Origin of the sequence: Nostoc sp., assembly GCF_036919615.1 — a bacterium.
Taxonomy (GTDB): domain Bacteria; phylum Cyanobacteriota; class Cyanobacteriia; order Cyanobacteriales; family Nostocaceae; genus Nostoc.
The window spans coordinates 112,139-125,552 of the sequence record NZ_JBALCN010000039.1 but is presented as its reverse complement, the minus strand read 5'-3'; the positions used below and the strand labels follow the sequence as shown (position 1 = coordinate 125,552).

At 42.8% G+C, this 13,414-nt stretch carries 11 protein-coding genes and 1 pseudogene; 5 read left to right on the top strand and 7 right to left on the bottom strand.

The genetic code is table 11. The annotated features are described in order from the left end of the window. Positions 1-225: 225 nt before the first annotated feature. Both V7K48_RS12545 and V7K48_RS12540 read right to left on the bottom strand, forming a co-directional pair. Positions 226-399 (bottom strand): annotated as a pseudogene (locus tag V7K48_RS12545) (ATP-binding protein); the annotation flags it as partial. Positions 400-704: 305 nt separating this feature from the next. Further along, entirely contained in the window at positions 705-2,489 is a 1,785-nt protein-coding gene (locus V7K48_RS12540) for a DnaJ domain-containing protein (RefSeq protein WP_335072834.1), read from the bottom strand. A gap of 344 nt (positions 2,490-2,833) precedes the next feature. On the opposite strand from V7K48_RS12540, the gene V7K48_RS12535 reads away from it, so the two are divergent. Beyond that, positions 2,834-3,529 (top strand): hypothetical protein, encoded by a 696-nt coding sequence (locus V7K48_RS12535; RefSeq protein WP_335072832.1) that lies wholly within the window; start codon positions 2,834-2,836, stop codon positions 3,527-3,529. A gap of 29 nt (positions 3,530-3,558) precedes the next feature. On the opposite strand, the gene V7K48_RS12530 is transcribed toward V7K48_RS12535, so the two are convergent. Continuing rightward, complete coding sequence (locus V7K48_RS12530) at positions 3,559-3,687, bottom strand: hypothetical protein (RefSeq protein WP_335072830.1); 129 nt, start codon at positions 3,685-3,687, stop codon at positions 3,559-3,561. 107 nt (positions 3,688-3,794) lie between these two features. Here V7K48_RS12530 and V7K48_RS12525 point away from each other — a divergent pair, with 107 nt between their 5' ends. Next, complete coding sequence (locus V7K48_RS12525) at positions 3,795-4,988, top strand: Coenzyme F420 hydrogenase/dehydrogenase, beta subunit C-terminal domain (protein WP_335072828.1); 1,194 nt, start codon at positions 3,795-3,797, stop codon at positions 4,986-4,988. A 352-nt stretch (positions 4,989-5,340) separates the two neighbouring features. Here V7K48_RS12525 and V7K48_RS12520 read toward each other — a convergent pair whose 3' ends face one another. The 4 genes from V7K48_RS12520 to ldpA all read right to left on the bottom strand — a co-directional run bounded on the left by V7K48_RS12520 (position 5,341) and on the right by ldpA (position 11,926). Beyond that, positions 5,341-7,113, bottom strand: coding sequence for a DUF4214 domain-containing protein (locus V7K48_RS12520; protein ID WP_335072826.1), 1,773 nt, complete (start codon positions 7,111-7,113; stop codon positions 5,341-5,343). 282 nt (positions 7,114-7,395) lie between these two features. Further along, on the bottom strand, positions 7,396-8,775 hold the full coding sequence (locus V7K48_RS12515; RefSeq protein WP_335072825.1) for a glycerophosphodiester phosphodiesterase: 1,380 nt from the start codon (positions 8,773-8,775) through the stop codon (positions 7,396-7,398). Between the two features lie 180 nt (positions 8,776-8,955). Beyond that, positions 8,956-10,689, bottom strand: coding sequence for a R3H domain-containing nucleic acid-binding protein (locus tag V7K48_RS12510; protein WP_335072823.1), 1,734 nt, complete (start codon positions 10,687-10,689; stop codon positions 8,956-8,958). Positions 10,690-10,774: 85 nt separating this feature from the next. Further along, positions 10,775-11,926 (bottom strand): circadian clock protein LdpA, encoded by a 1,152-nt coding sequence (gene ldpA / locus V7K48_RS12505; protein WP_335072821.1) that lies wholly within the window; start codon positions 11,924-11,926, stop codon positions 10,775-10,777. Between the two features lie 372 nt (positions 11,927-12,298). Here ldpA and V7K48_RS12500 point away from each other — a divergent pair, with 372 nt between their 5' ends. From V7K48_RS12500 to V7K48_RS12490, 3 genes are all read left to right on the top strand, one after another. Further along, complete coding sequence (locus V7K48_RS12500; RefSeq protein WP_335072819.1) at positions 12,299-12,472, top strand: hypothetical protein; 174 nt, start codon at positions 12,299-12,301, stop codon at positions 12,470-12,472. Positions 12,473-12,558: 86 nt separating this feature from the next. Next, positions 12,559-12,975, top strand: a complete 417-nt coding sequence (locus tag V7K48_RS12495) for a XisH family protein (protein ID WP_335072817.1) — start codon at positions 12,559-12,561, stop codon at positions 12,973-12,975. Then, complete coding sequence (locus V7K48_RS12490; RefSeq protein WP_335072815.1) at positions 12,963-13,298, top strand: XisI protein; 336 nt, start codon at positions 12,963-12,965, stop codon at positions 13,296-13,298. The genes V7K48_RS12495 and V7K48_RS12490 overlap by 13 nt, the downstream gene beginning before the upstream one ends. Positions 13,299-13,414: the final 116 nt, after the last annotated feature.

Below are 13,414 nucleotides of genomic sequence, written 5' to 3'. Positions count from 1 at the left end.
TCGAAGAAACTTCCAAATATAATAAAGAATAGCAATTGGTTCGCGATAGACTATCGCGAACCACTCTTTCTTTTCCACATCCCGTGAAAAGTAAGCTGACAGATGACATGAGATGTTTATGGGAGTAAAGCCAAAAAAGTCCAGCAAACAGAACGAAGATTTACAACGTTTACTGAATCCACTTTACACATCTATGCTGCCGTGATCTGGCAAAATAATTGCTTACGTGATCGCCAATCCCAATCCCGAACCACCAGTGCGACAAGAGCGATCGCTATTCACTCCATAGAAGCGATCAAAAATCTGGGTCAGATCCTGCTGCGGAATACCAATATCTATATTTTGAACCGGAATCACAGCATAATGGTGACTGCGGTCTGAGCAAACAATCACCTTTCCTAACATTATTTCCTCAATTTATGAAATTATTCGGAGGGAATGTTTTGACTGTACTATAGTTCTATGCTGGTTTGTCTTCTGCGGTAATATTGTTATTCATATTTTGACTAGCATCTTGCCTGGAAACTGATAAATTTGAAAGATGTCACGGGTATTATACAGGTCTGGAAGTAAACAAAATCTACCCCTGTTGTATTATCAATAACCAACTGCAACTGAGGACGCTTGTTTAACTCTCGTGCGATCGCAATTCCCGCACCACCCACAACTATCCCAGTTAGCAGTAACAGAGGATATGAGGCAACTTATTTATCAAAGTTAATATATTTGTGAGTGTTTAACTGCTCCTGAAATTCTTTATAAGCTTGATTAATTGCTTGCATTGAAGCTTTTGCAAGTGCAGAACTGTTGACATCAGGATGACACAATCTTGCTAATCGAAGGTAGGCAAGTTTAACAACATTGGCATTATCACTCTGATCTACACCCAAGACTTCCCACCATTCCCCAGATAATACAGAGTCGAGATTAAATTTATCAAAGCCTTGCACTTGACTCCAAATCTGAATGCTTCCGCCATTACCGCCACTTACCAGCGTCTTGCCATCAGGACTGAAAGCAACGGGATTACATCCTGAAAGATTTTGTAGTAATTCACCAGTGTCGAGGTTCCAAAGCTTGATAATACCGTCTTTGCTGCTACTGGCGAGGGTTTTTCCATCGGGGCTGATGGCAACAGAAAAAACCCCTGCTGAGTGTCCAGTCAGAGTGGAGAGTAATTCTCCAGTTTGGAGATTCCACAGTTTTATTGTGGTGTCTGTGCTACCACTAATAAGAGTTTGACTGTTAAGACTAATAACAACTGTATTCACAGCTCCCAAATGTTCAGTGAAAATATAGCGCTGTTCCCAAGTTTTGATATCCCAAAGCCTAATAGTTTGATCAGCGCTACCACTTGCAAGAATTTTACCATCAGGACTGATAGTGACAGACAAAACTGCATCTGAGTGTCCATTCAAGGTGCGTTTTATTGTTCCGGTGTAGCGTCCCCAAATTCTAATCGTCTTATCGGTAGCACCACTGGCAATAATTGCCCTATCAGGACTGTAAGTTACCGAGTTAACAAAGCCATTATGACTGTAGGGAGAACTTAAATAAAATAATGTCCGGTGAAATTTTCTTGTGTCCATCTGCCAACAGCTGATTTTGCAATCAACACTACCACTTGCAATTTGTTGTCCATCAGGGCTGATAGCAACAGATAAAACTGCTTCAGCTTGTCCAGAGAACGTGTAAAGCCATTTTCCGGTTTTCAAGTTCCACAGATAAACTTGTCTGTCATCACTGCCACTAACCAAGGTAGTACCATCAGGACTGATAGCGATCGCATTAACTGCCCCTAAGTGGCCCTTGAGTGTGCGTACACATCTCCAGGTTTCAGGTAGCTGGGTTATCAGAGATATTGTTTCTGATTCAATATTGGGAGTAGAAGGTTTAGGGGTAACAAATTCTGATTTTTTATTTAATTTAGCTTTGAGTGCTTGTAACTCATCTTCAACTTCCAAAGCAGCAAATTTTTGGTTGAAATCTTCACCAGATAAAAATGCTTCTAATTCTATCACTGCTTCTGAATAGGCATCCATCAGCAAACCTTTCTCTTCCATCCGCTCAAAAAGCTGTGTTGGAGTTTCGTTAATTCCCGATTCATTTAACAGTTTGGCAATACCATAAGCGGCGAGTCCCACCACTGCACCAATACCCGCCATCGGTACTGCACCAATCCCAAATGCCAACCCTACTTTAGGCGCGACTAAACCCATACCACTGACGACGCTATAAACACTAGCACCGCCGACTGCACCAATTCCCATTGCACCGAAAGCAGTAGGATCTCCCTGTGCGATCGCTTTAAAAGCACCGTAAGTAGCAGCACCAGCTACAGCGCCAGCACCGACTACAGGAGTTGCACCAATGCCAACAGCGCCAAATCCTCCGGCTAATCCCATTCCGCCTACCGTTGCGGAAACACCAACGCCTGCTATGGTTCCGCCTGCGATGAATGCTGCGCCTGTTTTAGAATTTTGTGTCACTGGTTTTTGAAGAGGAACGAACTAGGAATAAAGAAGATAGAGTGCGATCATGCTTTAGCTAAAACTAGAGATACAGATACAGAGGCTAGAGAAAAGCAAACTTTTAAATTATTTTACTGAATATTTTCAAAAACTTATGTATAATAACTTTACAGTACACAACTAAACATTAATAATTTTTTTATATAACAAAACCCCCTAAACTTTATAAATTTAGGGGGTTTCTTTAAAAAACACGGTCAAAATTAAATTCCTTTACGCCAGGGTCATAACTCGGTTGTACGAGACATAGGACGTTCTGGTGTCTACGAAATATAATATAGCGAATATTATAAAAGTTGTCAATGCCTCAGCCTAAACTAACAGATGATGAGCTAAAAGATATTGTGATGAATTTTTCAGCAGCACGTATGAAACCATATCTTAGCGCTGCGAATAGTAATCACGGCAACGCCATCATAATATGTCAGATCAATACTCAACTTTGCGAGGCACTGTATCCAAGTATACATATTTTAGAGATTGCTCTACGCAATACAATCGATAATGTATTATCAGTTAAGTTTGGTAATGATTGGTTATGTAATGGAAAAATTAAATTAGACAGTTACGAACATGAGAGTGTTAATGCTATTCTTAGAAAATGCAATTATAACTTAAATTACTTAATTCCTGAACTGAATTTTGGATTTTGGAAAACCTTAATAGAGAAAAAATATTATGAAAAGACGATATGGCGTCCTTTTTGTAAACAAATATTCAAATATGCTAAATCCTCTGAGCTAAATATTAAACAAATACGAATAAAAATAAAAAGTATACATTGGTTACGTAACCGCAATTTTCACCATGAACCAATTTGGAATTACCTGCAACTGGACAACATACATAATGATATTCATTGTTTTCTCAATTGGATTAACCCAAAAGTTAGTGCTTGGCTCAGAGAATATGACCGATTTCCACAAGTATATCTAAGTACATTAACGCTACTTGAACAAATGAAGGTTGCTCGAAATAAAAGATGCCCATTTGCTTAAAAACATCAAATTTTCGGACTTCACTGGCGCTAGCTGCTGTGCGTTACTTCTCCGTGTTCCAGCTTATCTGCTAACACACGCAAAGCTAATGCTTGAACTCTAGCAACTACTTGTTCTCGTGTCTGCCCGTGAGCCAGCACATTAGGAAAAGCAATCACTTCTGCTTATTGTGTCTATCCTCTTCTTGTTCAATCTCTATCGTCAAGTTCATAGCCAGTGAAGGTATTGTAATAAAAGCGATTCCTAAATAAAACAAAAAATTTACATGACCTCAGTTTTTCCTCACAAAAAAGCCAAAGCCTTAAAGCCTACTAGCCGCCGCCCTGCTAAAGAACTCTGTAGCGAGTGCGGATTATGCGATACATACTATATTCACTATGTCAAGGAAGCCTGCGCTTTTATTAATCAGCAAATAGGCGAACTTGAAGAAGAAACGCACACGCGATCGCGCCATCTCGACAACCCTGATGAACTGTACTTTGGTGTTCATCAAGACATGATAGCGGCACGGAAACAACAGGCGATCGCAGGCGCACAATGGACGGGTATTGTTAGCAGCATTGCCATTGAAATGCTCAATCGCGGCATAGTTGAAGGTGTCGTCTGTGTGCAAAACACCAAAGAAGACCGCTTTCAACCCATGCCCGTCATTGCCCGTACTCCAGAAGAAATACTAGCAGCGCGGGTAAATAAACCAACACTTTCCCCCAACCTTTCCGTATTGGAACAGATAGAAAAATCTGGGATGAAGCGGCTATTAGTAATTGGTGTTGGTTGCCAAATCCAGGCGCTACGAGCCGTAGAAAAACAATTGGGTTTAGAAAAGCTGTATGTTTTAGGTACACCCTGTGTAGATAATGTTAACCGCGCCGGACTGCAAAAATTCTTAGAAACCACCAGCCGATCGCCTGATACAGTTGTACATTACGAATTCATGCAAGACTTCCGGGTTCACTTCAAACATGAGGATGGCTCATCAGAAACTGTGCCTTTCTTTGGCTTGAAAACCAACCAACTCAAAGATGTTTTTGCCCCATCTTGTATGAGTTGCTTTGATTATGTCAACTCCCTAGCAGATTTAGTCGTTGGCTATATGGGCGCACCCTTCGGTTGGCAATGGATTGTAGTTAGAAATGACACTGGTAAGGAAATGCTGGATTTGGTGAAAGACCAGTTAGACACCCAACCAGTCATGTCTAAAGGTAACCGTAAGGAGGCTGTACAACAAAGTATTCCCGCTTACGATAAAGGCGTTACCCTCCCCATGTGGGCAGCAAAACTCATGGGTGTGGTTATCGAAAAAATCGGCCCCAAGGGTTTAGAATACGCGCGGTTTTCGATTGATTCTCACTTTACTCGGAATTATTTGTATGTGAAGCGAAATTATCCAGAGAAATTAGAGGCGCATGTTCCAGAGTTTGCCAAGCGTATTGTTGGGCAATATAAGTTACCAGAATAAAAGAGGACAAAGAGAATCTAGGGAGTTTTTCCTACTCCCTATTCCTCATTTTCAACTCAGTTGTAGCTACTTGCTTGACGACTAAACATCAAGTGATACTGTCCGCTTAGTGCGATGAGTTCGTCATGAGTGCCTACCTCGATAATTTAACCGTATTCTACTGCGCCAACGGGTTGAACACGAGTTAGCTCAAATGTCTTCTCTCGTAATCTCCTCTTTGACAAGTTATGATTTTATACTTGAAGCTTTATTCTATGCATCTTCATAGAGAATTGGTATTAGTACAGAAAAGCCAAAAAAAAGGACTAACCATAAGAGGTCAGTCTTTTCTTTATGAAAACAAGAGAGATAACTAGGCGCTGAAGTTCGCGGCAGTCAGCGTGTGCAAGCCGGTGAGTTCAATAACTAGATCAGTAGCACCTACAGTGGCAGTGGCATCATTACCAAATACATAAGTAGTACCTGAGTATTGGAATACACCAAACTTAGAGGCGGCAACTTGCGTAGCAGCAGCGGCAAGCGCATTGCCTAAGTTTGCAGGAGCAGCAGCATTTACGGCTGCCTGTACAGTCGTTTGATCAATGAGGTTAGTGGCAGCAAATCCGGTTATTTTGAGAATATCATCTACTTCCGTGAAATCACTAATAGTATCAAAACCAGTAGGCATTGTTGTATTTGTTACGGCAGAATCAGTGAATGCGTTATAAAAGAAGTTGTCAGCACCAGCACCGCCAGTTAATATGTCAGCACCATCACCGCCAAATAATATGTCATCACCAGCACTGCCACTTAATATATCAGCACCAGCACCGCCACTTAATAGGTCAACACCACTACCGCCAGTTAATGTGTTAACACCAGCACCAGCTATCACGTTAATACCACCTGTGTTTGCGCTGGCATCAATCGTTGATACTGTCGTCGGGGTAGTAGTACCTAAATCTAGTGTGCCGACACCAGTAATTTTCAGGGATGTCGTGGCCGTTGGTAGTATTAATGCCCCAATTGAATTGCTCCCTAAACCATCAGCGGCAATGTTAAGGGTAGTGAGTGCAGCGTTGATAGTGCCTGTGTTTAAATCAGCTGTAGTCACTACGGCATCCTTGATGGACAAGTTTGCACTTGTAGTCGTAGAACCAAAATCAGCTGTAAGCAACGTGACAATTGTGGTAGGGGTGACACCTTCAACACCAAGGGTAATACCACTAAGTCCCTTGGCGGTAAAAGCGTTTAAATTGACATTAGCGAGACCTTTAATAGTGACTTGTTGAAGACCTGTAGTTTTGCCAGTGAAGTCAATTACAGTACCAGTAGTAGGATTTAAAAGTTCTACTTTTTCAACATTTAATAGAGTTGGGACATCAGCAGTACCAGAAGCACCAATGTATTGGAAGGTATCAGTGCCTAGACCACCATCTATCTCGTCAGTGGCTTGAACTTGATTATCTGCTGGTTTAACAGCGTTATTAATGCCTATGAACGTGTCATTATCCGCTGTAGCTGTTAAGTTGTCAACAATGGAGGTTGTCAGAGCAATTGCACCACTTGGGATTACAATGCCTGTATCTGCTGTCCCTTTTGATATGTTATTAGTGATAACTGGATTAATCAACAATTGACCTGCTGTAACTGATGCTGTGGTCGCGTTAATCCTATCGAGGATATTTGTTGAATCTGCAAATATCTCTGAGGTGGGGGATTTAATATTATTACTGAGCAGTCCATTAGTAAATTGTGTGGCAATCGATACCTTATTTTGCAAAGCTATCTTGTCATCATTCAAAGCGTTTTGGGTTAATGTGAAGATAAAGGTCGAAGCTATACCCGATCCTTGAGTCTTCAACTGATTAACCCAAAAGTCCAATCCTGCTTGCTCTGCGTTCCGACCGAAAGCATTTAAGTAGATTAAGTTGACGAATGCAGTCGGATCGGAGGTATTAGGAAAGGCCAAATAAGAATATTCATTTTTGGCCTCTTGTGTTTCACCAAAATCAGCGGCAATGGTTTCAAGAGATATGCCTTGATTGGCTTGGCCTAGCCAATAATCCAGGCCAGAGGGATCAGGGGCACGATTGAGGTAGGTCACATAAAGCTGAGTAATTGAATTAATGTCTGCTGTAGTCATGGTTGTATTTCACTCTTAATTAATTAACGTCAAGACTGTTTTCAGTGCTCTGCTGCTTGTCCTTGAAACCCCCATTCCTTACAAGGGAATGGGGTTAGAAGGGTTAGGTTTGGAAGCTTTTGGTGTTAGCAATGTAGCGGTTCCTGATCTGGTGAGGAGCATTTTCAAAGCTACTAAGCTTGTTAAACAGGATTTGGGTATACCTCAGTTGCTTAGGAAACGCTATAATACTTTTCAAACATCATCTCATCTCAGTCATTTGCCGTAGTTGAGGTGTAAACGTTACTGTGAGTTAGTTGATTTTTGGAAGTTCCCATATTCTAATTCTTTGAGGTTCACGGGACGATTTATCGCTTTTTGCTTGGCAACGTATCCAAAATTAGCAAAGTCAGTAAAATAGCCATCTATTCCTAACTTAATAAACTGTTCATACTCACGAAGTGGTTGCCCGTGGTAGTCAGGGGACAGAAAATATGAATCGCTGCGGAAGGTATAAGGATGGAGTAGCAAGCCAGCTTTATGAGCATCACTAACTAAAGAAGTTGGCTTTCCGAGGAACTTATCAGCATCGCTGATTTGCCCATCTCCATTAATATCAATCGGTTGACCTTGCTTATTCAATCGTGTAGAGGCAGGCACAATTAGCCGTTTGTCAGGGCCAATTCCTGTTGCGTAAGTTTTAACTTGGGTCAACCCTTTAGGAGTGATGAGATCAGCGTAGGTTTGAGGAACCTTGTGGTAAATAAAGTCATAAGGAGCGCCACTGCTATCAATTAACTGAATCAGAGGAATATCGACTCCAGCAGCTGGCATGATCTTATTTTTTAATTCTTTAAGATTAGAGACTTCAAAAGATTGAATAAAAATGCGATCGCGATTAGTGTAGCTGTTCGCAACCAACTGATTAATCAGAAGTTGTGAAGTATTGACATGGATTGGAGTACCATCTAAATATTTACCAGCTTCAGCAAAATATGTCGGGTGCTTGGTTTCGGGATAGATACCAATTTTCCGACCAGTTTTTGCTTCGCTACGTTTGGCAAGGTTGATAACTTCATCAAAAGTAGGGATTTGGAACACACCATTATACTGAGTATTCTGAGGGCGAATCTTGGGGAGGCGCTCGATTGCCCGCAGTTTCTTAATCTCAGCTAAAGTAAAGTCTTCTGCAAACCAACCTGTAACACGATTCCCGTCAAGGACTTTGGTTGTTAAACGTTTAGCAAATTCGGAAACATCGACAACGTTTGTTGTGGCTTCTTGGATAATAGGTTTCCCATGAGCATCGTAAACAATTTTGCCATTGTTATCTGTTTTCACTGTTGCCAATAGAGGTTCGTGGCGAACAATCAGGACTCCATCTTTGGTTACTACCAAATCAGGTTCAATGTAGTCTGCACCAAATTCAATTCCTAAGTTGTGAGAACCAATCAGATTGTGGCCAAAATCTCCCACCGTATGTTCTGGACGATAACCAGTTCCACCGCCGCGATGACCAATTACTATCGGAGGTTGTCCGTGTAGAGTATTTAGCTTGGGAAGGTTTGGGTTGTGGCTGTGCAAGTCAATAGCCTGAACAAAATTGATATTGCCTAGAATTACTGAAACTGATAATGCTAGAAAAAAGCAGAGAAATAATACATAACCTTTGAGCCGAAGCATATTTTCAAACCTCGCAAATCTATAACTTTATAGTTTGAGAGTTCGAGGTTAAAACAAGGTTTATGAGAGTTTAAACTCTGCAATTGGCTGTCTTCTGCGGGATAAGTCCTATTTTCTGATTCCCCTCTCCGCTATGCCTAACGGCAGGCTGACGCCAACGGAGAGAGGTTGAGGGTGAGCTTATGCCGGATAAATCCGCAATCTTCTATTTGGTTCTTCACCAAAACTATGTGACTTGAGGCGATAATGTTCTACCAACTCATGTTGCATTTTGCGGACTTGCGGTGAACGCGGCAATAACTCGACTGGCTGTCCTTTAGGAATCACAATTTGCTCAACAGCAAGTCTAGCTTCTTCAAGAGCATCCATCTCATCATCGCTACCGTTGTGCAAAAACAGTTGCAGTTCGCGGTCATCAGCCATTTCCGGGTCGTCGATGTTCAGCAACCGTCGCAAACCACGGGTAATTTGGGGAATGGTGCTGGATTTAATCATGTGGATCGGTACATGACGAGCTTTGGCCACTTGGCGTAATTTGGCGTGGTTTTTGACGTGCGATCGCAGTGCTAAAATCGCATCTGCACTATCTATATCTTTTGTCAATACCACGGGTAAAGTTAGCACGCTAATTACCTGTTCCAGTTGGTGGCGGCTAACGCCATAGGGGTAAACGTGCAGTGGCAAATCTTCACCATTTGGCCCTGGCTGTCTGGTAGCAGCATCGAAATCAATGCTCTCAGAATAATTAAAGGATTCATCCAGCAAACGGTCAAACTCACTGCGTCCAGTCACCCGCTCCACAGGCAATTGCGGCAGTGCTACCATTTGTCCAGATGAACGCCAGCCATTAGACGGTCGCGCCGGTGGGAAAGATTCCTCCAATGTCCCTAGCTGTCCACTGCGACCGTTGACAACAGCTAACTGCCTTGTAACACCAATTTTGCCCTGTTCATCAACGGTTCTCGTTTGTGGGGTAGGCTGACGCCCTCGCAGTAGATTATCTACTGTGTCAGCAACACTTTCGTGTACTGTCCAGCGTTGGCGTTCCAACATTTCTACAGCAATCTCGAAGGTAGGAGGGGCTTTACGCTCCAAAACAGTTTTTTGACTGCCCCGGCGTCTGGCTTCGTCGTCTCCCAGCGTCACAGCTTGGATACCCCCAACTAAATCAGCAAGGGTGGGGTTTTTAATCAGATTTTCGATCTGATTACCGTGGGCAGTACCTACCAACTGTACACCCCGTTCCGCAATCGTACGAGCCGCTAAAGCTTCCAGCTCCGTGCCAATTTCATCAATGATGATCACTTCTGGCATATGGTTTTCCACTGCCTCAATCATCACCTGATGCTGTTGATCTGGATGAGCCACTTGCATCCGTCTAGCGCGACCAATGGCGGGGTGGGCAACATCACCATCTCCAGCAATTTCGTTGGAGGTGTCAATAATCACCACTCGCTTCAGCAGATCATCTGCCAAAACACGGGCAATTTCCCGTAAGGCAGTAGTTTTGCCCACGCCTGGACGCCCCAGCATGAGAATCGATTTACCAGTTTCTACCAAATCGCGGATCATGCCAATGGTTCCAAATACCGCCCGACCAACACGACAGGTCAAGCCAATAATCTTACCCGTGCGGTTGCGGATGGCGCTGATCCGATGCAAAGTTTGCTCAATTCCTGCCCGATTATCTCCGCCAAAGATTCCGACTCGTTGAATACAATCATCTATCTGTTCTTGAGTAACGGGTACTTCGCTCAGATACTCCGCTTGATTAGGAAAGCGAGCCTCTGGGCGACGACCCAAATCCAAAACCACTTCTACTAAACTATCTTGTTTGGGATGACTCTCTAGTACTTGTCGCAGGTCTTGGGGCAAAATGTCTAATAACTTTTGGAGATCGTCTGTAATCGTCATGCTTTCTATGGTGACGTTTTTAGAGATAGCGAGGACACTTGCGTGCAGGAGAAGCCGCTTTGGGAAATTTTCAAAGAACCAGGGATTAGCGCTCCTGCTGTGACTTGATCTGGGAAACGAGAGAATGGGCAAGTTCTACAGCTTGCCAAAGTAATGTATCATCTTCTTCTAGGCAAATAGTCGCCTTCACATTGGTGTTACTTACCTCCTTATTCTCTAACTGTTCGAGAATCGGTGACAGCAGTACACGGGCGTAGCTACCGTAGGCGACCCCGGAAATGGAGCAGGAGGGGGACAAGGAGGACAAGGGGGATCTCCCTTGTCTCCCGCCTCTCCCTTGTCCTCCTCCCTTCAGCAGTCCCATCGCCTTTAACTTAGCAACGGTATAGCTATTAGTGCCGCCTGCTAACTGCACATATCCTGGTAACTTAGCTGCCAAAACTTTTTGCCCTAATTTCACCGCGGCTATTGTAGTGCCATCGCCAATATCACCACTCATGGGACGACCGTCGGTTTGCCAAATTAAAGCACTCTTAAGTGGGGCAATCAGGTCATATATTGCTCTCAGGTAGTCAGTCATCCCCTCGCCATCAGGACAGCTGATGGCTAGTAACTTTAATTGATCAGCCCACGGTGAAATTGCTTGCCATAATTGCTCAAATTCTGCCAACCGCCCGACTTTTGTATGGATTTCTACGGCATCTACTCCCGTTGACATTACCAATGGCGCGATCGCTCCCGGCGTTGACATATATGAACTAGTATAAATTATACTATAGGGACAAACTGGTATACAACGACCGCAGCCATAGCATTTTTGTGATAATACTCCCGAAAAGTCTTTTTTTATACTATTAAACACGATTGCTTGTGCCGGACAAATCCGTTCACAGGGTCTAGGGCAGTCTGTAGGACACTCAGTAGGATTAAATTCTGCTTTCCGAAAATGGGGGTCTTCTCCATCGTTCAGGCTGACCATCAAAAAGGGTGAGTTGCCTTTATAGTCAAAGCCTCGCTTTTGGGCATCCCTAGCAAAAGTTTTGGCTACTTGTAGTGCTACTTGCGCCGCTGCAATCACCGCTGGATCAGCTGCGACATCAATGCAGTCAGCGCCCGCCAAAGTATAGGCTAACGTTAAACTTCTGACTGCCGGCAAATGCTGGAAGCTGGCTCCGCAGATAAGCTTGAACCAGTCACCTTGTTTGAGAGATTGTAAAGGGACGAACAGATCAGTCACATTTCTATTATGCGTTTATACGACTAAAAAGAGTAGTCTGTAATCAATAAAAAGTCCGGATTTCCTAATTAAGGGACTTCCAAGTGAAAAAATATCCAACTATTTTTTGTGGGTTGAGCGAGACCCTCCGTCCCTTGTGCAGCGACTATAGAAGAAGTTCTGATGACTTCTGGTGCGTCCGCTACGTGTCAGCTTGCAGGGGTACGGCGCGGTGCTCAAACTTCTCTATATACCACAAGATTGGATAATTTATTTGTTGAAAATCCCTGACCGCAAACCTGGGTTAAATTTGATTACTTTTCCCAAAAGAGCATTAAAGCTAAAAGATGGTCAATAAATTGGGGTTACACTTCACGCAATAACTCAGATTAGTTGCTCCACCCAACAGATGAGGTAGAATTGCTGAACCAACTAGTGGTGCAACTAGCGATCGCCATTCAACAAGCCCAATACCACAAACTGCAAACCCTCAACACCGAATTAAAAGCCAAAATGCAGGAAAGCACATCTAAATTCCTGCCTCCTTCACAGTTCAGCTGCCGTTGAGGCTGTCAGAGTGATTAGTGACACAACGGGTTAATCAACAGTTAAACTCAAGGCATGATGAAAATTCAAACGCTCAACAGTAATTTATGCCTGCGAAGGACATTTTTCATGATGCGGTAAAACACGCTTTAGAGAAAGATGGTTGGCTGATCACCAATGACCCTCTCTTCCTACGTTTTGGTGGATTGGATATGTACATAGACCTTGGTGCAGAGAAAATTTTAGCAGCTGAACGAGACGAAGAAAAAATTGCTGTTGAAGTCAAAAGTTTTGTTAGTCCATCTGCTACAACAGAATTTAGTACTGCTTTGGGACAGTTTCTCAAATACCAACTGGCACTTGAAGAAGAACAACCCCAGAGACTCCTATATTTAGCAGTTCCTTTTGATACATATCGTTCCTTTTTCACTTTAGAACTGCCGCGCTTGTTAATCCAACGTTACCAAGTTCGACTGATTATTTTCGACCCAGAAGAGGAGATGATCGTCAAATGGCAAAAGTAGAACAATACCGACAAATAATTCAAGAATTGTTACAGGCTTACAGTCAAATTAAATCTAGTAACGAAGAAGTCGAAGCCGAAGTAATTTTTGATAACGAGCGCGATCGCTATCAACTTGTTCATGCAGGCTGGTCAAATAAACGACGTGTATATGGCTGTGTTTTACATCTAGATATTAAAAACGAAAAAATTTGGATTCAGCACGATGGTACTGAAGGAGGTATTGCCAATGAGCTTACGAATCGAGGTGTACCGAAACAAGATATTGTATTGGCTTTTCATTCCCCCTTCAAACGACAATTTACCGAGTTTGCTGTTGGCTAAATTTTTACAAAGAAAGTCACTAACTCCGCTGTGAAAAAACGGCGTAAGCAGAAGACTTACTATCTTTCAAATCCGAGACTAAAAAAGTGTCTAGCTATTTAGCTATTATGCGGAGT

Coding starts and splice junctions, on each gene's coding strand:
- V7K48_RS12535 (WP_335072832.1), top strand. CDS start 2,834: ATGCCTCAGCCTAAACTAACAGATGATGAGCTAAAAGATATTGTGATG.
- V7K48_RS12525 (WP_335072828.1), top strand. CDS start 3,795: ATGACCTCAGTTTTTCCTCACAAAAAAGCCAAAGCCTTAAAGCCTACT.
- V7K48_RS12520 (WP_335072826.1), bottom strand. CDS start 7,113: ATGACTACAGCAGACATTAATTCAATTACTCAGCTTTATGTGACCTAC.
- V7K48_RS12515 (WP_335072825.1), bottom strand. CDS start 8,775: ATGCTTCGGCTCAAAGGTTATGTATTATTTCTCTGCTTTTTTCTAGCA.
- V7K48_RS12510 (WP_335072823.1), bottom strand. CDS start 10,689: ATGACGATTACAGACGATCTCCAAAAGTTATTAGACATTTTGCCCCAA.
- V7K48_RS12495 (WP_335072817.1), top strand. CDS start 12,559: ATGCCTGCGAAGGACATTTTTCATGATGCGGTAAAACACGCTTTAGAG.
- V7K48_RS12490 (WP_335072815.1), top strand. CDS start 12,963: ATGGCAAAAGTAGAACAATACCGACAAATAATTCAAGAATTGTTACAG.